Source organism: Klebsiella sp. D5A, assembly GCF_001620885.1.
Lineage (GTDB): Bacteria > Pseudomonadota > Gammaproteobacteria > Enterobacterales > Enterobacteriaceae > Klebsiella > Klebsiella variicola.
The window spans coordinates 367140-391891 of the sequence record NZ_LOAR01000003.1 but is presented as its reverse complement, the minus strand read 5'-3'; the positions used below and the strand labels follow the sequence as shown (position 1 = coordinate 391891).

Sequence of the window (24752 nt, the reverse complement as noted above, 5' to 3'; positions counted from 1 at the left end):
TAAAAAGGCATATAGTTCCGGTGAGATATGATCTATATCAATTTCCCTTCTATAATGCTTTGTTAGTATCTCACCGCCAACTTATATAAAGAGAGAGTTAGTGTGAAAGCTGACAACCCTTTTGATCTTTTGCTCCCTGCCGCGATGGCGAAAGTCGCCGAAGAAGCAGGTGTCTATAAAGCAACGAAGCATCCGATGAAGACCTTTTATCTGGCGATCACCGCTGGCGTTTTCATCTCCATCGCTTTCGTATTCTATATCACCGCGACCACCGGCACTGCCGCGATGCCTTTTGGGATTGCCAAGCTTATCGGTGGGGTCTGTTTTTCCCTGGGTCTGATTCTGTGCGTTATCTGCGGCGCTGACCTCTTTACCTCTACTGTGCTGATCGTGGTGGCGAAAGCCAGCGGTCGAATCACCTGGGGGCAACTGGCAAAAAACTGGCTCAACGTCTATTTTGGTAACCTGGTGGGCGCACTGCTGTTTGTGCTGCTGATGTGGTTATCAGGCGAATATATGACTGCCAACGGCGGTTGGGGGCTAAACGTCCTGCAGACCGCTGACCACAAATTGCACCATACTTTTGTGGAGGCCGTGAGCCTGGGTATCCTCGCTAACCTGATGGTTTGTCTCGCCGTATGGATGAGCTATTCCGGTCGTAGCCTGATGGATAAAGCGATGATCATGGTCCTGCCGGTAGCGATGTTTGTTGCCAGCGGCTTTGAGCACAGCATCGCCAACATGTTTATGATCCCGATGGGTATCGTAATCCGCAATTTTGCGAGCCCGGAATTCTGGACCGCTATCGGTTCAACTCCGGAAAGTTTCTCACACTTGACCGTTATGAACTTCATCACTGATAACCTGATTCCGGTGACTATCGGGAACATTATCGGCGGAGGTTTGCTGGTCGGGTTGACATACTGGGTCATTTACCTGCGTGGCAACGACCATCACTAAGGGTTGTTTCAGGCAGTAAATAAAAAATCCACTTAAGAAGGTAGGTGTTACATGTCCGAGCTTAATGAAAAGTTAGCCACAGCCTGGGAAGGTTTTGCGAAAGGTGACTGGCAGAATGAAGTCAACGTCCGTGACTTTATTCAGAAAAACTACACCCCATATGAAGGCGACGAATCCTTCCTGGCTGGCGCAACTGAAGCGACCACCAAGCTGTGGGACACCGTAATGGAAGGTGTAAAACAGGAAAACCGCACTCACGCGCCTGTTGATTTTGACACTGCCCTGGCTTCCACCATCACCTCTCACGACGCTGGCTATATCGAGAAAGGTCTGGAAAAAATCGTTGGTCTGCAGACCGAAGCGCCGCTGAAACGTGCGATCATCCCGTTCGGTGGTATTAAAATGGTTGAAGGTTCCTGCAAAGCGTACAATCGCGAGCTGGATCCGATGCTGAAAAAAATCTTTACCGAGTACCGTAAAACCCACAACCAGGGCGTATTTGATGTTTACACCAAAGACATCCTGAACTGCCGTAAATCCGGCGTGCTGACCGGTCTGCCGGATGCTTACGGCCGCGGTCGTATCATCGGTGACTACCGTCGCGTTGCGCTGTACGGTATCGACTTCCTGATGAAAGACAAATACGCTCAGTTCCAGTCTCTGCAAGAAAAACTGGAAAGCGGCGAAGATCTGGAAGCGACCATCCGTCTGCGTGAAGAGATCTCTGAACAACACCGTGCACTGGGTCAGATCAAAGAGATGGCGGCTAAATATGGCTACGACATCTCCGGTCCGGCAACGACTGCTCAGGAAGCTATCCAGTGGACCTACTTCGGTTACCTGGCTGCCGTGAAATCTCAGAACGGCGCAGCAATGTCCTTCGGTCGTACCTCCAGCTTCCTGGATATCTACATCGAACGTGACCTTCAGGCCGGTAAAATCACCGAGCAAGACGCGCAGGAAATGGTTGACCACCTGGTCATGAAACTGCGTATGGTTCGCTTCCTGCGTACCCCGGAATATGATGAACTGTTCTCCGGCGACCCGATTTGGGCAACAGAATCCATCGGCGGTATGGGTGTTGACGGCCGTACTCTGGTCACCAAAAACAGCTTCCGCTTCCTGAACACCCTGTACACCATGGGGCCGTCTCCGGAGCCGAACATTACTATCCTGTGGTCTGAAAAACTGCCACTGAGCTTCAAGAAATTCGCGGCTAAAGTGTCCATCGATACCTCTTCTCTGCAGTATGAGAACGATGACCTGATGCGTCCGGACTTCAACAACGACGACTACGCTATCGCATGCTGCGTAAGCCCGATGGTTGTTGGTAAGCAAATGCAGTTCTTCGGTGCTCGTGCTAACCTCGCGAAAACCATGCTGTACGCTATCAACGGCGGCGTGGATGAAAAACTGAAAATGCAGGTAGGTCCGAAATCTGAACCGATCAAAGGCGACGTCCTGAACTTCGACGAAGTCATGGATCGCATGGATCACTTCATGGACTGGCTGGCGAAACAGTATGTCACCGCGCTGAACATCATCCACTACATGCACGACAAGTACAGCTACGAAGCCTCTCTGATGGCGCTGCACGACCGTGACGTTATCCGCACCATGGCGTGTGGTATCGCTGGTCTGTCCGTTGCTGCTGACTCCCTGTCTGCTATCAAATATGCGAAAGTTAAACCGATTCGTGACGAAGACGGTCTGGCTATCGACTTCGAAATCGAAGGCGAATACCCGCAGTTTGGTAACAACGATGCTCGCGTCGATGACATGGCCGTTGACCTGGTTGAACGTTTCATGAAGAAAATTCAGAAACTGCACACCTACCGCAACGCTATCCCGACTCAGTCTGTTCTGACCATCACCTCTAACGTGGTATATGGTAAGAAAACCGGTAACACCCCAGACGGTCGTCGCGCTGGCGCGCCGTTCGGACCAGGTGCTAACCCGATGCACGGTCGTGACCAGAAAGGTGCTGTTGCCTCACTGACTTCCGTTGCTAAACTGCCGTTTGCTTACGCGAAAGATGGTATCTCTTACACCTTCTCTATCGTGCCGAACGCGCTGGGTAAAGATGACGAAGTTCGTAAGACCAACCTGGCCGGTCTGATGGATGGTTACTTCCACCACGAAGCGTCCATCGAAGGTGGTCAGCACCTGAACGTGAACGTCATGAACCGCGAAATGCTGCTCGACGCGATGGAAAACCCGGAAAAATATCCGCAGCTGACCATCCGCGTATCTGGCTACGCCGTACGTTTTAACTCCCTGACCAAAGAACAGCAGCAGGACGTTATTACCCGTACCTTCACTCAGACCATGTAATTCCCAGTCTGACTGAAAAAGCGTACAATAAAGGCCCCACATCAGTGGGGCCTTTTTAACAAGTGATCCCCGCCCCAGCCTGCTTTGCCAGTTATCTATACTTTGGGTACCTGTCAAAACAGACTCGACGCAGCCGCTGAGCTGTGCACCAACACGGCCCCGGATGGGCCACATCTGGAGAAAACACCGCAATGTCAGTTATTGGTCGCATTCACTCCTTTGAATCCTGTGGCACCGTTGATGGCCCGGGCATCCGCTTTATTACCTTTTTCCAGGGCTGCCTGATGCGCTGCCTGTACTGCCATAACCGTGACACCTGGGATACCCACGGCGGCAAAGAAATCACCGTTGAAGAGTTAATGAAAGAGGTGGTGACCTATCGTCACTTTATGAATGCCTCCGGCGGCGGCGTTACGGCATCAGGCGGCGAAGCGATCCTGCAGGCGGAGTTTGTTCGCGACTGGTTCCGCGCCTGTAAAAAGGAAGGTATTCATACCTGTCTCGATACCAACGGCTTTGTCCGTCGCTACGATCCGGTTATCGACGAACTGCTGGAGGTGACTGACCTGGTCATGCTGGATCTTAAGCAGATGAACGATGAGATCCACCAGAACCTGGTCGGCGTTTCCAACCACCGCACCCTCGAGTTTGCCCAGTATCTGGCGAAAAAGAATATCAATGTCTGGATCCGCTACGTCGTGGTTCCGGGCTGGTCAGACGATGATGACTCCGCGCACCGCCTGGGCGAATTTACCCGCGATATGGGCAACGTCGAGAAAATTGAACTGCTGCCCTACCATGAGCTGGGCAAACACAAATGGGTAGCGATGGGCGAAGAGTACAAGCTGGACGGCGTTCATCCGCCGAAAAAAGAGACCATGGAGCGGGTGAAAGGCATTCTTGAGCAGTATGGTCACAAGGTGATGTACTAAGAGCCTCATCAGGGTCGGTGGTGCGCTTACGCCGGCCCGAAGCGACACTGGAAATCATTCCAGCCCCGCCGTTGATCCTCATGAAAAGCGCAATGCCGTCTCTCTGCAGTGGAAAACATGCGATAGAAACAGATGACGTGCAGCCTTCGCTGCACGTCAGAATGGTTATGCGTGCGCCACCGGCGTCGGATGATGCCCGGCTTTACGCAGCAGGGTCAGCAGATAGATAAACGACACGCTGGCGATCATGATAAATAACAGATTGTCTGAGAAATTCTGCATCAGCATTGCTGTCAGGGTCGGGCCCAGCAGACTGCCGATGGTATAACTCATCAGCAGCGCCTGATTCATCGCCACCAGTTGGTGATGTTCGACTTTTTCGCAGGCCCAGGCCATCGCCACCGGATACAGCGTGAAACCGGATGCCCCAAGCACAAACAGCGCCGGGGCCATTGCCGCCTGACTCAGCATCGCCATACAGCCCAGAATGACCACAAAGACCTGCACCCGCAGCACCAGCAGACGGCCATAGCGGTCAGCCAGGCGCCCTACCGGCCACTGGCCGAGGATCCCCGCGCTCACCATCACCGCCATCCAGAAGCCAATGCCGGAGTCGCTCACACCCTGATGGTTCAGCCACAGCGGCATCAGGCCATACAGCGAACCGAGGACAATCCCCGAGATAATACAGCCATTGACCCCGTGGCGCGCCTGGCGCAGCTTCAGCATTGGCCAGATACGAACTGTTTCGTGCGGCTCTTCAGCCTGTCCCATAATACGGGTGAACAGCAGCGGCAGGATCGCCGCCAGCGCCAGGCCAGTCACCCACGGCAGGACGCTCATTAAATCGGTAGGTAACTTACTGACCATCAGCTGGCCCAGTACGGTACCGACATAATAGACCATCATGTACGCCGCCAGCAGACGGCCGCGGCTGCGGGAAGTCCCGCTGCAGACCAGCGCGCTTTCCACCACCACCCAAATCATCGCGCAGCCTACGCCAGCGATAAACCGCCAGCTCAGCCACGTCCAGAAGCCAACGGTGATCCCCAGCCCTACGCAGCCGACGGCGAAAATTAACGACGCGAGATAATAGCTGCGGTTAAACCCAAGGCGCTTAATCACCCAACCAGCCAGCAACGTACCGGCCAGGTTGCCGGTAAAATAGGATGACCCCACCATGCCGACCTGCCAGGTTGGCATATTTTCATGGGCGAGCCAGAGCGGGACGAGCGTATTCAGCACCGCTATCGCCAGGGTCAATAAAAGCAGGCCACAGAGCAGCATTTGCACTGGCCGGGTGTAGATGGTCATGGGTAAAAAACCGTGAGGAATGTTCAGATCGCGAGCGCATCATGCCACCGCTAAAAACATTGTCAATCCACCTGAAATCAGGCGTGATGCGGTTTTGCAGGCTACGATAGAAGTTTTTTATCCACAGAATGGGTAAAGGTGAGGCAACAGATAATACACTGTTGTTTTTCTTAATTTATTAATAAATGTCGACGTTGATTTCAGTTGAAAAATTTCATCTATCGACAGCACGTTTTCATCATGCCGGCGTATGACCGCCGGCATGATGACGCCGATTAACTGGCGATAGCCATCCCCACGGTCATATGCAGACCATAGAATACGCCGCGGCCAATCATCTCTCCCGCCAGCACCAGAACAAACGCCAGGCTAAGCAGCGAGACCGCCGGCTTGCGGCCGCGGATCTGCGGCACGCACCAGCAGGCCAGGGCCAGCGCCAGCAGCACCATACGCCAGGCCATAAGCAACCCATAATCCGGCACCAGAGCGGAGGCCTGCTGGATTGAACTGCGGATAGTGGCGAGTTCACTCCCCTGCATCAGGACCACGACAATACTCGCCAGCAGCGCCAACAAAGTAACCACCGGCAGCAAGCGCAGCGCCCAACCGTCAACGCCTGCCACGCGCAGCAGCAGGTAGCCCAGCAGCGGACCGCCGATAAACAGCGTCAGGAAGAAGCTCAGCGGCGTCCAGACGGTGTACCAGGTCGGCACCGTGTCGATAGTGTTGTATACCCGCACCATCATCCAGACGAAGATCACGCCCAGCACCATGGTGACTATCAGCCACAGGCTACGCAGGCCGGCAGGCAGTTTTTTACACACGGCCAGTAGCCAGCCAATCCCGCCGACGGCGAAGAAGATCGCCCCGCTGGCTATCTCATTACTCAGCGACGAGGCTCCCACGCGATTCAGCGAGTTAAAGGCCCGTAGCGGCGAACCGAGGTGCATTGTCGAGGCGATAAACCCGATCCCCATCAATACCCACAGGCCAAACATACTCCCAACCACGCGCTGCTCCTGCTCGCGAGAAAGATTGCCCGTCATCAGCGCCAGGGCCATGACGATAAACCCGCCCGCGACGCACTGGCCGAAGACAGTAAAGATCATCAGCGGCCATTCATGCCATCCGTTTCCCATCTCACACCTCCTTCGGATTCGCCAGGTAACCGGTGGTATCGCCACACGGCCGGGCATTGGCGTTAGGTTTAATAACGATACTCGGCCTGGTAAAGTGCGCCGACGGCAGCGGGGCTACCGCGGCCAGCTGGCCATGCTTAGCGCGCAGCTCGGCAATCGGCCCGAAATCAAGCGCCCGCAGCGGGCAGGACTCGACGCAGATCGGCTTTTTCCCCTCGGCGACGCGCTCATGGCAACCGTCGCACTTGGTCATGTGGCCCTTGTCGGCGTTGTACTGCGGGGCGCCGTACGGGCAGGCCATATGGCAGTAACGGCAGCCAATGCACACCTCTTCGTTGACCACAACAAAACCATCTTCACGCTTGTGCATTGCCCCGCTCGGACAGACCTTGGTGCAGGCCGGATCTTCGCAGTGGTTACAGGCGATGGAGAGGTAATAAGCAAAAACGTTCTGATTCCAGACACCGTTATCCTCCTGCCAGTCGCCACCGGCATACTCATAGATGCGGCGGAAGCTGACCTCCGGGGTCAGGTTCTTGTAATCCTTACAGGCCAGTTCGCAGGTCTTGCAACCGGTGCAACGGGCGGAATCAATAAAAAATCCATACTGAGTTGTCATCGGTTACTCCTTACAGCTTCTCAACCTGGACGAGGTTGGTATGCGACGGGTTCCCCTTCGCCAGCGGCGACGGACGCTGGGTGGTCAGCACGTTAATGCTGCCCGCCTGATCCACCCGTGAAGCGTCCGGGTTATACCAGGCCCCTTCCCCCAGCGCGACAACGCCCGGCATCATGCGCGGCGTCACCTTCGCTTCAATATGCACTTCTCCACGGTCGTTGAAGATGCGAATGCGATCGCCGTTGGCAATGCCGCGTTGCTTCGCGTCGATCGGGTTAATCCACATCTCCTGCCGACAGGCGGCCTTCAGTACATCGACGTTGCCGTAAGTTGAGTGAACGCGCGATTTATAGTGGAAGCCGGTCAGCTGTAGCGGGTATTTCGCCGTCAATGGATCGTTGTAGTTTTCGAAGCCCGGGGTGTAGATCGGCAGTGGATCGATAACATCCCCTTCCGGCAGCTCCCAGGTGGCCGCGATTTTCGCCAGCGCCTGCGAGTAGATTTCGATCTTGCCCGACGGCGTGGTCAGCGGATTGGCCTGCGGATCCTCGCGGAAGGCTTTGTAGGCCACATGGTGTCCTTGCGGATCGCGCTGCTTATAAATGCCCTGCTGGCGGAAGGTGTCGAAATCTGGTAGGTCAGGAATCGCTTTCTGCGACTGTTCATACAGATGGCGCATCCAGCCTTCCTGGGTACGGCCTTCGGTAAACTGCTGCTCCACACCGAGGCGTTTTGCCAGCTCGGTGGTCATCTCATAGATGGTTTTGCATTCGAAACGCGGCTTGATGGCCTGATCGGCAAAGATGACGTAGGACATGTTGCCGCAGGAGGCATCCAGCGCGAAATCCATCTGCTCGGAGGCGGTGCAGTCCGGCAGCAGAATATCGGCGTATTTCGCGGACGAGGTCATATGGCAGTCGATGACTACGATCATCTCGCACTTCTTGTCGTCCTGCAGGATCTCATGGGTACGGTTGATCTCAGAATGCTGGTTAATCAGGCAATTGCCCGCATAGTTCCAGATCATTTTGATCGGCACGTCGAGCTTATCTTTGCCACGAACGCCGTCGCGCAGCGCGGTCATTTCCGGACCACGCTCAATAGCGTCGGTCCACATAAACATCGAGATACTGGTCTGAACCGGATTCTCCAGCGTCGGCATGCGCTCAAAGGGCAGGCTGTAAGAGCCCTCGCGCGCGCCGCTGTTGCCGCCGTTGATCCCGACGTTACCCGTCAGGATAGCGAGCATCGAGATAGCCCGGGTGGCGATTTCGCCGTTGGCGTGACGCTGCGGCCCCCAACCCTGGCTGATATAGGCCGGTTTGGCGGTGGCAATTTCGCGCGCCAGTTTAACAATGCGTTCGCGCGGAATACCGGTAATCGTCGAGGCCCACTCCGGCGTTTTGGCGATACCGTCCGTGCCCTGGCCAAGAATGTAAGCTTTGTAGTGACCATTGGCTGGCGCATCGGCGGGCAGCGTTTTCTCGTCGTATCCCACGCAGTATTTATCGAGGAACGGCTGATCGACCAGATTCTCGGTGATCATCACCCACGCCAGACCCGATACCAGCGCCGCATCGGTGCCGGGGCGAATCGGGATCCATTCATCTTCGCGTCCGGCGCCGGTGTCGGTATAGCGTGGATCGATAATGATCATCCGGGCATTGGATTTCTGCCGCGCCTGCTCAAGGTAGTACGTCACCCCGCCGCCGCTCATCCGCGTTTCGCCGGGATTATTGCCGAACAGCACCACCAGCTGGCTGTTTTCAATATCCGACGGGCTATTGCCGTCGGCCCAGCCGCCGTAGGTATAATTGAGGCCCTCGGCAATCTGCGCCGAAGAGTAATCGCCATAGTGGTTCAGATAACCGCCGCAGCAGTTCATCAGACGGGCAATCAGCGTTTTTCCTGGCGGCCAGGAACGAGTCAGCGTGCCGCCGAGCGTACCGGTGCCGTAGTTCAGATAGATGGATTCGTTGCCGTATTCTTTAATCAGCCGCTGCATATTGCTGGCGATAGTATCGAACGCCTCTTCCCAGCTGATTTGCTCGAATTTCCCTTCCCCGCGTTTGCCAACGCGCTTCATCGGGTACTTCAGGCGATCCGGGTTATAGACGCGGCGGCGCATCGAACGCCCGCGCAGGCAGGCGCGGACCTGGTGCAAACCGTCATAGTTATCGTCACCGGTATTATCGGTTTCGACGTATTTAATCGCGCCATCCACCACGTGCATGCGCAGCGGGCAGCGGCTGCCGCAGTTGACGGTACAGGCACTCCAGACCACCTTCTCGTTGGCGGGTGCCGGCGTATCGGCGGCATGCGCCAGTCGGGTAAAGGGTAATGTTAGTGCGTTGCTGGCCAGCGCCAGGCCGCCTATTGCCGTGGTTTTCATCAGACCACGGCGGCTTACCTCAGCAGCCAGTAAAGCATCGGGGGCTTTAATTTTCATGGATACTCGCTTTGGTTGCTCACAATAAACTGAAAAGCGCTATATAGTCATATATATATTGCTTTGAAATATTATTGGTTTTTTATGCTGATTTAATCCAAAGGGAGTATCACTGCATTCGTAGAATGGATTATTGCCCGGTATCAATAAGGGCGTAAAAAAAGCGCCCGCAGGCGCTTTTAAAAGAGAGGAAGAAAAAATTACCCGATATATTCGAGGCCACGCATATACGGGCGCAGAATTTCCGGGATCTCAATACGGCCATCGGCCTGCTGATAGTTTTCCATCAGCGCCACCAGGGTACGACCTACCGCCAGACCAGAACCATTCAGAGTATGAACGAGGCGAGTCTTCTTGTCGGACTTGCTGCGGCAGCGGGCCTGCATACGACGCGCCTGGAAATCCCAGACGTTAGAGCAGGAAGAGATTTCACGGTAGGTGTTCTGCGCCGGAACCCACACTTCCAGGTCGTAGGTTTTGCAGGCGCTGAAGCCCATATCGCCGGTGCACAGCGCGACCTTACGGTACGGCAGACCCAGCAGCTGCAGCACTTTCTCGGCGTGACCGGTCATCTCTTCCAGCGCGGCCATGGAGTCTTCCGGACGCACGATCTGCACCATTTCAACTTTGTCGAACTGGTGCATGCGGATCAGACCGCGGGTGTCGCGACCATAGGAACCGGCTTCAGAGCGGAAGCACGGCGTATGGGCGGTCATTTTGATCGGCAGGTCGTCTTCGTCGATGATTTCATCGCGTACCAGGTTGGTCAGCGGCACTTCCGCCGTCGGGATCAGCGCGTAGTTGCTGCTGTCGGCTTCTTCTTCCAGCGGACGAGTATGGAACAGGTCGCCAGCGAATTTCGGCAACTGGCCGGTGCCATACAGCGTGTCCTGGTTCACCAGGTACGGGACATAGTTTTCGCTATAGCCATGCTGTTCGGTGTGCAGATCCAGCATGAACTGCGCCAGGGCGCGGTGCAGACGGGCCAGCTGGCCTTTCATCACCACAAAACGCGAACCAGTCAGCTTAACGGCGGCGGCAAAATCCAGCCCCCCGTGCATTTCCCCCAGCGTCACGTGATCGCGCACTTCAAAATCGAACTGGCGCGGCGTGCCCCAGCGGCTGACTTCAACGTTGTCGTTTTCGTCACGGCCAACCGGCACATCATCATGAGGAATATTCGGGATCGCCAGCGCGATATCGCGAATTTCCGCCAGCAGCGTTTCCAGCTCGGACTTTGCAGCATCCAACTGTTCGCCGAGTTTGTTCACTTCCAGGCGTAATGGCTCGATGTCTTCCCCGCGCGCTTTCGCCTGGCCAATGGATTTCGATCGGGAGTTACGCTCCGCCTGCAGGTTTTCCGTTTGCACCTGCAGAACTTTACGACGCTCTTCAAGCGCGCGAAGTTTATCTACATCCAGCTTAAAGCCCCGGCGTGCCAGTTTTTCTGCGACTGCGTCTGGCTCGGTACGCAGCAGATTGGGATCGAGCATGCTTATCCTGTGCTTATCGAATTAAATAAAGAAAAGTGGCCGCAGACTACGACCACGGAAATAGAGTAATAACCTTACCGCAACGCCTCAATTAGCGGTAGCGTTTTATCGGGCTATTTTGATCCTGTTCAGCGAGCCAGGCGAGCTTTTCGCCAATTTTGCCCTCAAGCCCCCGGTTTGTCGGGTGATAATAGCGCGTTTGCGCCATTTCCTGCGGGAAGTACTGTTCGCCGGCGGCGTAGGCGTTGGGTTCGTCATGAGCGTAACGATACTCCTGTCCGTAACCCATCTCTTTCATCAGCTTCGTCGGCGCATTGCGCAGATGCACCGGAACGTCGTAGTCAGGACGATCCCGCGCGTCGGACAGCGCCGCTTTAAAGGCGGTGTAGACGGCGTTACTTTTCGGCGCGCAGGCCAGATAGACAATGGCCTGGGCAATCGCCCGTTCGCCTTCCGCCGGCCCGACGCGGGTAAAGCAATCCCACGCCGAAATGGCGACCTGCATCGCCCGTGGGTCGGCGTTGCCGACATCTTCCGAGGCTATCGCCAGACAGCGGCGGGCAACGTACAGCGGATCGCCGCCGGCGGTGATGATCCGCGCATACCAGTAAAGTGCCGCATCCGGCGCGCTACCGCGCACCGACTTATGCAGAGCAGAAATCAAATCGTAGAACCGGTCGCCTTTGTTATCAAAGCGCGCGCTGCGCTCGCCAGCGATCTCGGTCAGCAGTTCCGCCTTCAGCACCCGCTTGCCCGAGTCATCGCTCTCGGCCATATCAGCCATCATTTCCAGGGTATTCAGCGCCCGCCTCGCGTCGCCGTTCACCAGTTCGGCGATGGCCTTGCGGGTCTCTTCCGGCAGAATAATATCCTGCCCGCCGTAGCCGCGGGACTTATCGTTCATCGCCTGGTCAAGCACCCGCTCGATATCGTCGGTGGTCAGCGATTTCAGTAAGTAGACGCGGGCGCGGGAGAGCAGCGCTGAATTAAGCTCAAAGGAGGGGTTTTCGGTGGTCGCGCCAATAAAAGTGATGGTGCCGTCTTCAATATGGGGCAGAAAGGCATCCTGCTGGCTTTTATTAAAGCGATGCACTTCGTCAACAAACAGGATGGTCCGCCGGCCGGCGTTGCGATTTTGCCGCGCGCGCTCAATAGCCTCGCGAATCTCTTTCACCCCTGAGGTCACCGCCGAGATCCGTTCGACATCGGCGCTGGCGTAGCGGGCAATCACTTCCGCGAGGGTGGTCTTGCCGGTGCCCGGCGGCCCCCAGAGGATCATTGAATGCAGGTGCCCGGCTTCAATCGCCCGCGGCAGGGGTTTACCCGGCGCCAGCAGATGCTGCTGGCCAATATACTGCGCTAAATTTTCTGGCCGCATGCGAGCGGCCAGAGGTTGAAACGCGTTGTCGGAAAAATCGAGCGACAGATTGCTCACTTTCGCCTCTACTTACGTTGATCGTCCACCGTCACCCCTTTCGGCGGCGTAAAGGTGAACTTAGATGCGTCGACGGCGCCGTTCTGCTGCGACTTCAGCTGATAGCTGCTGCGCTGGTCATCCTGCTCGACGGCGCTGAACTGATGGATGGTGCCGTCCCGACCGACGTTGATCGTGAACTGCTTCAGGTTACCGCTGCCGCTTTTCGGCGTCAGCACAAAATCATCGCCGTTTTGTTTGATATTGTACTGCTGCCAGTCACTGGACTGGTTGCGGGCAATCAACATAAACGGCGTGTTGCTGGTAGCATCTTTCAGCCAGGTCGCCGTAGCCTGCTCAACGAACGGGTTGTAGAACCACAGCGTTTTGCCATCCGAGACAAGAACGCTTTCATCTGGCTGGGTCATATGCCAGTTAAACAGGTTCGGACGTTTTACCCACAGGTCGCCCTGTCCGTCCTGGACGGCGTTACCGCTGCCGTCGGTGACTTTCTGCGTGAAGCTGGCATGGAAACTGCTCACTTTATCAAGACGGCTTTTTAAGTCACTGGCCGCATCTGCCCAGACCTGGCTGACGACCATACCAGACAGTAATGCACAGGTGATTGCGAGTTTTTTCATTGTTATTCCTTAATGTGCGTCACTCCCGACGCGAGAGCCTCTTCTGTCCCTAATGTAGGACCGCCGACGGCGGCGGAACAGAAGAATTGGCTGATTTTGCGCTTATTTACCCAACTTTGCACTCATTCAAAGGGCGGCGGCGCCAGCACTTCGCGGTTACCGTTATGGCCCTGTTCGCTGACGATCCCCTGCGCTTCCATCTGTTCGATAATGCGTGCTGCCCGGTTATAGCCAATGCGGAACTGACGCTGGACCCCGGAAATCGACGCTTTGCGCTTCTCAGTCACAAAACTGACCGCCTGATCGAACAGCGGGTCCAGCTCTTCACCGCCGTCGAAACCACCGCCGCCGCCTTCGCTTTCGCTGTCGGAGGTAATGCCATCGACGTACTGCGGACGGCCGCGGGCTTTCCAGTCCTGAACCACAGCGTGGACTTCCTGGTCGCGCACAAACGCCCCGTGGACGCGCACCGGCGTGGTAGAGTTCGGTCCGGAGTAAAGCATATCCCCCATACCCAGCAGCGATTCCGCGCCGCCCTGATCGAGAATGGTACGCGAGTCAATTTTACTCGACACGGTAAAGGCGATGCGCGTCGGAATGTTAGCCTTAATCAGGCCGGTAATAACATCTACCGACGGACGCTGCGTCGCCAGCACCAGGTGGATCCCCGCCGCACGCGCTTTTTGCGCCAGACGGGCAATCAGCTCTTCCACCTTCTTACCGACGGTCATCATCAGGTCGGCGAACTCGTCCACCAGCACCACGATATACGGCAGTTTTTCCAGCACCGGATGAACGGCATCCATGCTGTCGCCCGGCTTCCAGTACGGATCCGGAATCGGACGCCCCATGCGCGCGGCCTCGGCGATCTTCTCGTTATAGCCCGCCAGGTTACGCACGCCCAGCGCTGACATCAGCTTGTAGCGGCGCTCCATCTCGTTGACGCTCCAGCGCAGCGCATTGGCGGCGTCTTTCATGTCGGTGACCACTTCCGTCAGCAGATGCGGAATACCTTCGTAGACCGACAGCTCGAGCATTTTCGGGTCGATCATGATGAAACGCACATCTTCCGGCTGCGCTTTGTAGAGCATGCTGAGGATCATGGCGTTCACACCGACTGACTTACCGGAACCGGTAGTACCAGCAACCAGCAGGTGCGGCATTTTCGCCAGGTCAGCTACCACCGGGTCGCCAGCGATATCTTTACCCAGCACCACGGTCAGCGGCGATGGGTTATCGCGGAACTTGGCGTTGTCGAGCACTTCACGCAGATAGACGGTCTGACGCTTTTTATTCGGCAGCTCAAGACCGACATACGGTTTACCCGGGATCACTTCCACCACGCGCACGGCAACCGTCGACAGCGAACGCGCCAGATCGCGTGACAGGTTAGAGATTCGAGCCGCTTTGACGCCAGGCGCCAGATTCAGTTCGAAGCGGGTGATCACCGGCCCCGGCGAGTAGTTCACCACATCCGCTTTAATGCGGAAATCGGCCAGACGTGCTTCCACCAGTCGCGCCATCTGCTCGAGAGCAAAGGTATCCACCGGCTCGACTTCACTGGGTGGTGGGGTTAACAGATCCAGCGACGGCAACGGCGTGGTCGGCTTTTGCAGCGGACGGCTATCGCCATTGCGCATCAGCAGCGGGTGGATCAGGCTCTCCTGCGGCGCGGGCGCGGCAGGCTGATGCCCCTGCGGGACAACCGGCTGTTGCTGCTGCACGGGCTGCGGTGCAGTCTGGTAAGGCTGCGGCGGCACTGGCTGAGGGTGTACCGGCTGGTGCTGCGCAGGTTGATAACCCTGCTGCGGAGCGGCGGCCGGTTGTTGATAGTGCGGGGCCGGTTGTTGCGGCTGGACTTCCGGCGTCGGCGTAAACAGCGGCTCGCTCGGCCCCTCATTGACCAGCGTTTTCATCGGCGAGAATTCATAATCCGCCGGCGAGAACGGATTAGCGCCCGGCGGCTGCTCAGCGGAGTAGCGCTGCTGCTGGGTGGCGGCAAACTGGCGCGCCAGCTCCGCTTCCGCCGCAGTGTCGGCGTCATCGTCATCAGTCGCGTTATCGTCTTCCCAGCGATGGCCATAGCGCTGCTGCTGGATGGCGGCGAACTGGCGAGCCAGTTCATCCTGCTCCATAGCATCCGCTTCCTCATCCGAGAGCAGCTCATCGTCATAATGGGGGTCGCGCTCCGCCTGCCGCGCACGCTGTTCCGCCTCCCGTTGCGACGGTAGCTTGATGCCGTAAGAGGCCAGCTCCCGACGCGTCGGGACACGAACGCGGTTTGGTCGCGGTAGTTTTGGACCAATACCTTCTTTCACCTGGACCCGCGGTCCGCTGGATGCCGGGCTGAACAATGGCGCAGCCGCAGCGGATGCGGCCGTCGCCGAGGTTGCCGCCGCCGCGCCGCCGCTGGCGGCCGTTGCCTGATGCACCCCTGCCGCGACCGCAGAGACCACGGTTGTCTCCACTGGCGGTTTGGACGAGGAGGCTGGCGGCGTCAGCGGTTTAGTGGCAATCGGACTTTCAGGCTCCGGAATTGGCTGATACCAGGAGGCCAGCAGCTCGCGTTCACGTGCCCGCTTCTCTTCGACTTCTTCGAAGTAATAGAGCGGTGGACGTTTCACCTCTTCCGGCGCAACCTCTGGTTCTGGCTCCGGTGACGGCACTGGCGCGCTTTGCGGCTGATACGCCTGCGGCGCAGGCTGAGCGGCATGCGGATCGTAAGTCGGCTGCTGATACGGCGCCGGCTCTGGCTGATACCCTTGCGGCGCAGGCTGAGCGGCATACGGATCGTAAGTCGGCTGCTGATACGGCGCCGGCTCTGGCTGATACCCTTGCGGCGCAGGCTGAGCGGCATACGGATCGTAAGTCGGCTGCTGATACGGCGCCGGCTCTGGCTGATACGCCTGCGGCGCCGGCTGACCGGCATGCGGAGCATAAGCCGGCTGCTGATACGGCGCCGACTCTGGCTGGTACGCCTGCGGCGCCGGCTGAGCGGCATACGGATCGTAAGTCGGCTGCTGATACGGCGCCGGCTCTGGCTGATACGCCTGCGGCGCAGGCTGAGCAGCATGCGAAGCATAAGCCGGCTGCTGATACGGCGCCGGCTCTGGCTGGTACGCCTGCGGCGCCGGCTGACCAGCATGCGGATCGTAAACCGGCTGCTGATACGGCGCCGGCTCTGGCTGGTACGCCTGCGGCGGGTAACCCGCTTCCGGCTGATAAGCAGGCGCAGCGCCCTGATGGCCAGCCGCGGATTCAGCCCACGCCTGTGGCGCGGCAGTGGCCGCCGCCGCTGCACCCACGGGCTCAGCGATACTATGACCATTCAGCAACGGATCGTAAGGGTCGAAATCTCCAGGGCGCGCGGCGCTGGCGCCGGAGAACAGCACATCATCCTCTGTGGGACGTGCCGCGCTGGCGCCGGAAAACAGGACATCGTCGGCGGCGACAGGCGCACCGCTGGCGCTGTATTGCACCGCCTCTTCACCGTCATCCATCCGTTTGCCGGAGAAAAGCGCCGCGTCGGTTTTACGCCCCATGGGGTTGGTAAACTTCTCGGCCAGACGCTTACGTCGCGCCAGCGCGCTGCGTAAAATACGGGCACGACGCGACTCCTGAGGGGTTGCCGCCTCTTCGTCGTCGTACTCTTCATCGTCATCTTCGTATTCGCCTTCATCGGCCCAGGTATCATCGCGACGGGTACGGTTGCTGGCAAAGGTGAGTACCGACAGGATCCCGCCGCCCAATTTTTCCGCAATGCTGACCCACGACCAACCGGTGAACAGCGTCAGGCCGGCCGCCCAGATGCATAACAGGGCGATGGTGCCGCCGCTGCTGTGCAGCAGCGGTTGCAGCGTGGTGCTCAGCAGGCTGCCGATCACTCCGCCCGAGGCAAAGTACCAGATATCATCGGCGTTAATGGCTGCCAGACCACAGGAGGTCAGGATCAGGGCTAACGCGCCAATGAGGCGCAGGGAAACGGCGAAATAATCAATGTATTCGTCGTTTTCCTGATGCCGCCAGGCAAACCAGCATCCGCCAATAATGATGACCGGGATGGTGTAGGCCATGACGCCAAAAATGAAAAAGAGGGTATCGGCAAGCCACGCACCGGGGGCGCCGCCTAAATTATGAATAGGCTCATGCCACGCCGTCTGCGACCAGCTTGGATCCGAGGGGTTAAAGCTCAGTAGTGCCGCCATCAGCCAGATGGCGAAGAGGGAGCAAAGGATGAGCATCGCCTCAAGGAGTCGGCGCCCGCTGCTGAGTTTGGTTAGTTTGACTTCTTTGTCTTCGGTGTATTCCTGGCTCAAGAAAGGCTCTCCAGGTATCAGGCTGTTTCCTGCCTGCTGCTAAAACGGACAACAGCGCCGGGTCTCCCCGGCACTGTTGCTGTATGGATTAACAGGAGTGTAATCAAACTACGTCGATTTTGCACCTGTTCCGTGTTAGCGCGTCTTAATAACCAGACGATTACTTTGCTTGACTTCTTCCATCACCACGTAGGTACGGGTGTCGTTTACGCCCGGCAGGCGCAGCAAGGTCTCGCCCAGTAATTTACGATACGCTGACATATCCGGTACGCGGGTTTTCAACAGGTAGTCGAAATCACCGGAAACCAGATGACACTCTTGAATTTCTTCAAGTTTTTGCACTGCGGCGTTAAATTGCTCAAACACATCCGGTGCGCCACGATTCAGAGTAATCTCAACAAATACCAGAAGTGATGCATCCAGATAATGCGGGTTGAGCAGCGCCGTATAGCCCTGAATAAAACCCTGTCTTTCAAGACGACGCACGCGCTCAAGGCAAGGCGTCGGAGAAAGTCCCACCCGTTTAGAAAGCTCGACGTTAGAAATTCGCCCATCTTTTTGCAATTCATTCAGGATGTTACGATCAATGCGGTCGAGATCTTTGCCAGGGCGCTTCTTGCTATCTACCATTATTATTGTCTCTCTGTATTCCTTCCCTACTCCTGTTCCGGCTCTGTGCCTTCACTGCCAGAGCCCATCCTGTTATTACCCGTACGACAATGGGTAACCCAGGGGTACGTGAGAAGCCCGTTGCCTGACGGCAGTCACCGACATCACGCATGGCGTCTGTCCACACCATGCGTAGATTTCGTTAACCCGGATAAAAATGGCATTTGCGTGCATGAAAATTCGCCGCACGCTAAATACTGCTTTTCTTCTTCCATGAATGTTTTCGCAAAAGCACAGGGGATTGTCAAAGCAAAACATCGATTTTTAGTACAAGATGCCAGATATTCATCATCCCCCCTGGTTGATTCTCATTTTTTCGTCTTATAATTGTCCCGCTGACAGTAGAAATAGTTATATTCTTTGCCGGTAAAATCGCCAATTCATCGGTCGCTTCTATTGCACACATCGTTAACAAAATCGCTGCGCTCTTTTTTTACGACAACAAATTCCCTACAATCTCTGCCCAATGTATGCCAATTATTATGGGGATCTCATGGGCACAGCCAAACACAGTAAACTGCTTATCCTTGGTTCTGGACCTGCGGGATACACCGCGGCGGTCTATGCCGCACGCGCCAACCTGCAGCCGGTGCTGATCACCGGGATGGAAAAAGGCGGTCAGCTGACCACCACGACGGAAGTGGAAAACTGGCCGGGCGATCCTAACGATCTCACCGGCCCGCTGCTGATGGAGCGCATGCACGAGCATGCCGCGAAATTTGAAACGGAAATTATTTTCGACCACATTAGCCGCGTCGATCTGCAAAACCGTCCGTTCCGTCTGACAGGCGATAGCGGTGAGTACACCTGTGATGCGCTGATCATTGCCACAGGCGCATCGGCGCGCTACCTCGGTCTGCCATCGGAAGAGGCGTTTAAAGGCCGTGGCGTTTCAGCTTGCGCCACCTGTGACGGATTCTTCTATCGCAATCAGAAAGTGGCGGTGATCGGCGGCGGTAACACCGCGGTTGAAGAGGCTCTGTATCTGTCCAATATTGCCTCTGAGGTGCATCTGATCCACCGTCGCGACGCCTTCCGCGCGGAAAAAATCCTCATCAAACGTCTGATGGATAAAGTGGCGAGCGGCAACATCGTGCTGCATACCGATCGCACCCTCGAAGAGGTGACCGGCGACCAGATGGGCGTCAGCGGCCTGCGCCTGCGCGATACCAAAAACAGCGACAACGTCGAGTCTCTGGAAGTGGCAGGCTTGTTCGTTGCCATTGGCCACAGCCCGAACACCGCCATCTTTGAAGGTCAGCTGGAACTGGAAAACGGCTATATCAAAGTGCAGTCCGGGATCCACGGCAACGCCACGCAAACCAGTATCCCGGGCGTATTTGCCGCTGGCGATGTCATGGACCATATCTATCGTCAGGCGATCACCTCCGCTGGCACCGGCTGCATGGCGGCGCTGGACGCCGAGCGTTACCTGGACGGTTTGGCCGACGCTTGCAAATAATCTTTACAAGTCAGTAACAAAGGTAAAGAAGGCGACGAAAAGTCGCCTTTATTTTTGCCGCGATGTAACATTGCCGTGCCCAATATTCCCATAACGATACCTGCAAAGCGCGCAATGAATAAAACCCGTCAACAAGAGTTAACCCGCTGGTTAAAACAGCAAAGTATTATCTCCCGTCGCTGGTTGATGATTTCCCGCCTGCTTGGCGTGGCAAGCGGTCTGCTGATCGTCGCGCAGGCCTGGTTCCTGGCGCGGATCCTGCACCGGATGGTGATGGAAAATATTCCGGCAACCGCCCTGCTGCTGCCGCTGACGCTGCTGGTACTGGTCTTTGTGCTGCGCGCCTGGGTGGTCTGGCTGCGTGAGCGGGTTGGTTTTCAGGCCGGGCAGCATATCCGCTATGAAATTCGCCGTCAGGTTCTCGACCGCCTCCAGCAGGCGGGCCCCGCCTGGATCCAGGGCAAACCGGCCGGCAGTTGGGCAACGCTTATCCTTGAGCAGATCGATGATATGCACGATTATTATGCGCGCTACCTGCCCCAGATGACGCTGGCGGCCTGCGTGCCGCTGCTGATCGTTATCACTATTTTCCCGATTAACTGGGCCGCCGCATTGATCCTCCTCGGCACCGCCCCGCTGATCCCGCTTTTCATGGCGCTGGTCGGGATGGGCGCCGCCGATGCCAACCGGCGTAACTTCCAGGCGCTGGCCCGCCTGAGCGGCCATTTCCTCGATCGCCTGCGCGGCATGGAAACCCTGCGTATTTTTCACCGCGGTCAGGCAGAAATCGATAATATTCGCGACGCCTCGCAGGATTTTCGCCAACGCACCATGGAAGTCCTGCGTCTGGCCTTCCTCTCCTCCGGGGTGCTGGAGTTTTTCACCTCCCTCTCCATTGCGCTGGTGGCGGTCTATTTTGGCTTCTCTTACCTTGGCGAGCTGAACTTCGGCCACTACGGCGCGGGCGTCACGCTGATGGCAGGCTTCCTGACGCTGATCCTCGCGCCGGAATTTTTCCAGCCGTTACGTGACCTGGGCACTTTCTACCATGCCAAAGCTCAGGCCGTGGGCGCCGCAGACAGCCTGAAAACGTTTATGGAAACCCCATTGACTCAGGTGGAGCGCGGCGAGAAAACCTTAAACGATAACGATCTGATTGGCGTGGAAGCGCGCGATCTGGTGATCACCTCTCCGGAAGGTAAAGTCCTGGCCGGGCCGCTTAACTTTTCACTGCCTGCTGGCGCACGCGTTGTGCTGGTCGGTCAGAGCGGCTCCGGGAAAAGTTCACTGCTGAACACACTGCTTGGCTTCTTGCCCTACGAGGGCTCGCTGAAGGTCAACGGCGCGGAGCTGCGCGAACTGGACGCCGATCGCTGGCGCCGCCTGTTAAGTTGGGTGGGACAGAATCCTCAACTACCTGCCGCCACGCTGCGGGAGAATGTGCTGCTGGCGTGGCCGGAAGCCAGCGATGCCCAGCTTCGGCTGGCGCTGGATAAAGCCTGGGTCAGTGAGTTTATCGCCCTGTTGCCGGACGGGATCCATACCGCCGTGGGCGATCAGGCGGGTCGCCTGTCGGTAGGACAGGCGCAGCGTATCGCGGTTGCTCGCGCGCTGTTGGTGCCCTGCCGCCTGCTGTTGCTGGATGAACCCGCCGCCAGCCTCGACGCCCATAGCGAACAGCGGGTGATGCAGGCCCTGACCCATGCCTCCACCGAGCAAACCACGCTGCTGGTCACCCACCAGCTCGAGGGACTGGCTGACTGGGATGCCGTCTGGGTCATGAAGGACGGACAGATTATCGAACAAGGCGACTACGCCACGCTGGCCCGTGCCGGTGGGGTCTTCTCGGCGCTGCTGGCCCATCGTCAGGAGGAGATTTAAATGCGCGCACTTTTACCCTATCTGGCGCTCTATAAACGCCATAAATGGATGCTGCTGCTCGGCGTCGTGCTGGCCATCGTGACTCTGCTGGCCAGCATCGGCCTGCTGACGCTCTCCGGCTGGTTCCTCTCCGCCTCAGCGGTGGTGGGTGTCGCCGGGATCTACAGTTTTAACTATATGCTGCCTGCCGCGGGCGTCCGCGGCGCGGCGATTATCCGTACCGCCGGGCGCTACTTCGAGCGTCTGGTCAGTCATGACGCGACCTTCCGCGTGCTGCAGCACCTGCGCGTCTTCACCTTCAGCAAACTACTCCCCCTCTCTCCCGCGGGGCTGGCGCGCTTTCGCCAGGGTGAACTGCTCAACCGGGTGGTGGCCGATGTCGATACCCTGGATCATCTCTACCTGCGGGTGATTTCACCGCTGGTCGGCGCGCTGGTGGTGATTGTAGTGGTCACCTGCGGATTAAGCCTGCTCGACGTTACCCTTGCGCTGACGCTCGGCGGCATCATGCTGGTCACCCTGCTGGTTATGCCGCCGCTGTTCTATCGCGCAGGTAAACCAGCCGGCGAAAGTATGACGCAGTTGCGCGGCCAGTATCGCCAACAGCTCACTGCCTGGCTGCAGGGCCAGGCAGAGCTGATGGTGTTTAACGCCAGCGACCGCTACCGCGCGCAAATGGAAAAGACCGAGCTCAGCTGGCAGGACGCACAGCGCCGTCAGGCCGAGCTGACCGCGCTTTCGCAGGCAGTAATGCTATTAATCGGCGGCATCGCCGTGGTGGCCATGCTCTGGCTGGCGTCCGCCGGCATCGGGGGTAACAGCCAGCCAGGGGCGCTGATCGCGCTGTTTGTTTTCTGCGCCCTGGCGACCTTCGAAGCCCTGGCGCCAGTCACTGGCGCTTTCCAGCATTTAGGTCAGGTGATCGCCTCCGCACGGCGGATCTCGCAGATCACCGACCAGCAGCCGGAGGTCACTTTCGTCGAGGGTGAAGCCAGCGTGCCTGCGCAGGTGGCCTTAACCTTCACCCAGGTTACCTTCCGCTACCCGCACCAACCCTCCCCCGCCCTGGAGAATATCTCCCTGCAGATTGCCGCCGGAGAACACATCGCCATTCTTGGCCGGACCGGCTGCGGAAAGTCGACGCTGTTGCAACTCCTCACCCGGGCCTGGGATCCAACGCAGGGAGAGATTTTGCTCAACGACCAGCCGCTGTCCCAGCTCAGCGAAGCCACCCTGCGTCAGGCGATGAGCGTGGTGCCGCAGCGCGTGCACCTGTTCAGCGCTACGCTGCGCGACAACCTGCTGCTGGCGGCGCCAGACGCTGACGATACCGCGCTCTGCGCGACCCTCGAGAAAGTGGGGCTGGAAAAACTGCTGGAAGATGGCGGACTGAACAGCTGGCTGGGGGAAGGCGGGCGCCAGCTATCCGGCGGCGAACTGCGCCGGCTGGCGATTGCCCGCGCACTGCTCCACGATGCGCCGCTGATGCTGCTCGATGAGCCGACAGAAGGCCTGGATGCGGCCACCGAAAGCCAGATCCTGCATCTTCTGGCGGAAGTGATGCGCGAGAAAACCGTGCTGATGGTGACTCACCGCCTGCGGGGCCTGGCGCGTTTTAATCAGATAATAGTCATGGACAACGGCCAGATAATTGAGCAAGGTAGTCACGCGGATCTGCTCGCTAAACAGGGCCGGTACTTCCAGTTTAAACAGCGTCTGTAGGCTATTATCTAATTTTTGCTGATGCGTATTGAGGTTAAAATGCGTCTGGTTCAGCTCTCCCGGCATTCTATCGCCTTCCCTTCCCCGGAAGGCGCCCTGCGTGAACCTAACGGCCTGCTGGCGCTCGGCGGCGATCTGAGCCCGGCACGTCTGCTGATGGCCTATCAGCGCGGTATCTTTCCATGGTTTTCTCCGGGCGACCCGATCCTCTGGTGGTCGCCCGATCCCCGGGCGGTGCTCTGGCCGGAACAGTTTCATCTCAGCCGCAGCATGAAGCGTTTTCATCAGCGTTCGCCTTATCGCGTCACGCTGAATCATGCCTTTGGTGAGGTCATTGAAGGCTGCGCCAGCGATCGTGACGAAGGCACCTGGATAACCAGCAGTATCGTTCGCGCCTATCACCAACTCCATGAGCTGGGCCATGCCCATTCCATTGAAGTCTGGCAAGAGAATACGCTGGTAGGTGGAATGTACGGCGTGGCGCAGGGGGCGCTGTTTTGCGGCGAATCGATGTTCAGCCGGGCAGAAAATGCCTCCAAAACCGCGCTGCTGGTATTCTGTCAGGCTTTTACGCAGAGTGGTGGTAAATTAATCGACTGCCAGGTACTGAACAACCATACCGCCTCATTAGGCGCGGTGGATATTCCCCGCCGCGATTATCTTGACTACCTGTCAGTATTACGCGGCTACCGCCTGCCCGAGCTATTTTGGGTGCCGCGGGTGCTATTTCCGGGCGCGCAATAAAAATGTTTTCAGCACATTTTGCGTCAGGATGGTATAATTGCGCGGTAGAGTAGCTTCTGCCTGTTGCCCCGCCGCCGTTTGGGAATAATAAGAGTCAGATAACGCCCATCGTTCTGTCACTCCCCTTTACGTTTGCGCCTGTCACGCGGCATAGCCGTGTGTGTTCCGGGCAATGCGCCAAAACTACTTCGGCGATTCATACCCGTCATATATCCGTTGCCGGTGTGCTGACTGCGCACCTTGCGGCAAGGCGAATGATTCAGAGTAGATACGTAAAACTTTACTTACATGATGAACTTCGGCATTATCTTGCCGGTTCAAAACTACGGTAGTGATACCCCAGAGGACTAGATGGCCAAAGAAGACAATATTGAAATGCAGGGCACCGTACTTGAAACGTTGCCTAACACTATGTTCCGCGTAGAACTGGAAAACGGTCACGTGGTAACTGCGCATATTTCCGGTAAAATGCGTAAAAACTACATCCGCATTCTGACGGGCGACAAAGTGACTGTTGAGCTGACCCCGTACGACCTGAGCAAAGGCCGCATTGTCTTCCGTAGTCGCTGATTGTTTTCGCCCTTAAGGCGTCAGATGCTGAAGGCCGGGATAATTCCCGGTCTTTTCATATCTGCCGCCGGCAAAAAAAAACCGGCCCAGGGC

General features: G+C 57.3%; 17 protein-coding genes. 8 read left to right on the top strand and 9 right to left on the bottom strand.

What is annotated here, in order from left to right; all coding sequences use genetic code 11:
• Positions 1-102 precede the first annotated feature (102 nt).
• From focA to pflA, 3 genes are all read left to right on the top strand, one after another.
• Positions 103-960 (top strand): formate transporter FocA, encoded by an 858-nt coding sequence (gene focA / locus AS136_RS05370; RefSeq protein WP_008805853.1) that lies wholly within the window; start codon positions 103-105, stop codon positions 958-960.
• 51 nt (positions 961-1011) lie between these two features.
• Positions 1012-3294 (top strand): formate C-acetyltransferase, encoded by a 2283-nt coding sequence (pflB, locus tag AS136_RS05365; RefSeq protein ID WP_008805852.1) that lies wholly within the window; start codon positions 1012-1014, stop codon positions 3292-3294.
• Positions 3295-3485: 191 nt separating this feature from the next.
• Positions 3486-4226, top strand: a complete 741-nt coding sequence (pflA, locus tag AS136_RS05360; protein ID WP_002898145.1) for a pyruvate formate lyase 1-activating protein — start codon at positions 3486-3488, stop codon at positions 4224-4226.
• A gap of 165 nt (positions 4227-4391) precedes the next feature.
• Here the strand turns inward: pflA and AS136_RS05355 are convergent, their stop codons facing one another.
• From AS136_RS05355 to lrp, 9 genes are all read right to left on the bottom strand, one after another.
• Positions 4392-5540, bottom strand: coding sequence for an MFS transporter (locus tag AS136_RS05355; protein WP_023322277.1), 1149 nt, complete (start codon positions 5538-5540; stop codon positions 4392-4394).
• Between the two features lie 275 nt (positions 5541-5815).
• Positions 5816-6679, bottom strand: a complete 864-nt coding sequence (locus AS136_RS05350; protein WP_022066091.1) for a dimethyl sulfoxide reductase anchor subunit family protein — start codon at positions 6677-6679, stop codon at positions 5816-5818.
• Position 6680: 1 nt separating this feature from the next.
• Positions 6681-7298, bottom strand: a complete 618-nt coding sequence (locus AS136_RS05345; RefSeq protein ID WP_004201375.1) for a DMSO/selenate family reductase complex B subunit — start codon at positions 7296-7298, stop codon at positions 6681-6683.
• A gap of 10 nt (positions 7299-7308) precedes the next feature.
• On the bottom strand, positions 7309-9747 hold the full coding sequence (gene dmsA / locus AS136_RS05340) for a dimethylsulfoxide reductase subunit A (RefSeq protein WP_016160562.1): 2439 nt from the start codon (positions 9745-9747) through the stop codon (positions 7309-7311).
• Positions 9748-9947: 200 nt separating this feature from the next.
• Positions 9948-11240 carry a serine--tRNA ligase gene (gene serS / locus AS136_RS05335; RefSeq protein ID WP_008805848.1) on the bottom strand — a complete coding sequence of 431 codons (1293 nt, stop codon included), beginning with the start codon at positions 11238-11240 and terminating at the stop codon, positions 9948-9950.
• Between the two features lie 91 nt (positions 11241-11331).
• Entirely contained in the window at positions 11332-12675 is a 1344-nt protein-coding gene (gene rarA / locus AS136_RS05330) for a replication-associated recombination protein RarA (protein ID WP_012542326.1), read from the bottom strand.
• A gap of 8 nt (positions 12676-12683) precedes the next feature.
• Positions 12684-13295, bottom strand: coding sequence for an outer membrane lipoprotein periplasmic chaperone LolA (lolA, locus tag AS136_RS05325; RefSeq protein ID WP_004201368.1), 612 nt, complete (start codon positions 13293-13295; stop codon positions 12684-12686).
• A gap of 122 nt (positions 13296-13417) precedes the next feature.
• On the bottom strand, positions 13418-17611 hold the full coding sequence (ftsK, locus tag AS136_RS05320) for a DNA translocase FtsK (RefSeq protein WP_063266680.1): 4194 nt from the start codon (positions 17609-17611) through the stop codon (positions 13418-13420).
• 135 nt (positions 17612-17746) lie between these two features.
• On the bottom strand, positions 17747-18241 hold the full coding sequence (lrp, locus tag AS136_RS05315; RefSeq protein ID WP_000228469.1) for a leucine-responsive transcriptional regulator Lrp: 495 nt from the start codon (positions 18239-18241) through the stop codon (positions 17747-17749).
• A 532-nt stretch (positions 18242-18773) separates the two neighbouring features.
• Here lrp and trxB point away from each other — a divergent pair.
• From trxB to infA, 5 genes are all read left to right on the top strand, one after another.
• Positions 18774-19742 (top strand): thioredoxin-disulfide reductase, encoded by a 969-nt coding sequence (gene trxB, locus AS136_RS05310; RefSeq protein WP_012542328.1) that lies wholly within the window; start codon positions 18774-18776, stop codon positions 19740-19742.
• Between the two features lie 114 nt (positions 19743-19856).
• Positions 19857-21623 carry a heme ABC transporter permease/ATP-binding protein CydD gene (gene cydD, locus AS136_RS05305; RefSeq protein WP_023297318.1) on the top strand — a complete coding sequence of 589 codons (1767 nt, stop codon included), beginning with the start codon at positions 19857-19859 and terminating at the stop codon, positions 21621-21623.
• A complete protein-coding gene (gene cydC, locus AS136_RS05300; protein WP_063266679.1) occupies positions 21624-23345 on the top strand; it encodes a heme ABC transporter ATP-binding protein/permease CydC in 1722 nt (573 codons plus the stop codon). It abuts the gene before it with no gap.
• A 39-nt stretch (positions 23346-23384) separates the two neighbouring features.
• Positions 23385-24089, top strand: a complete 705-nt coding sequence (gene aat / locus AS136_RS05295) for a leucyl/phenylalanyl-tRNA--protein transferase (RefSeq protein WP_008805841.1) — start codon at positions 23385-23387, stop codon at positions 24087-24089.
• 351 nt (positions 24090-24440) lie between these two features.
• The gene (infA, locus tag AS136_RS05290; protein WP_001040187.1) at positions 24441-24659 is read left to right on the top strand and encodes a translation initiation factor IF-1; all 219 of its coding nucleotides are present in this window, start codon (positions 24441-24443) and stop codon (positions 24657-24659) included.
• Positions 24660-24752 lie beyond the last annotated feature (93 nt).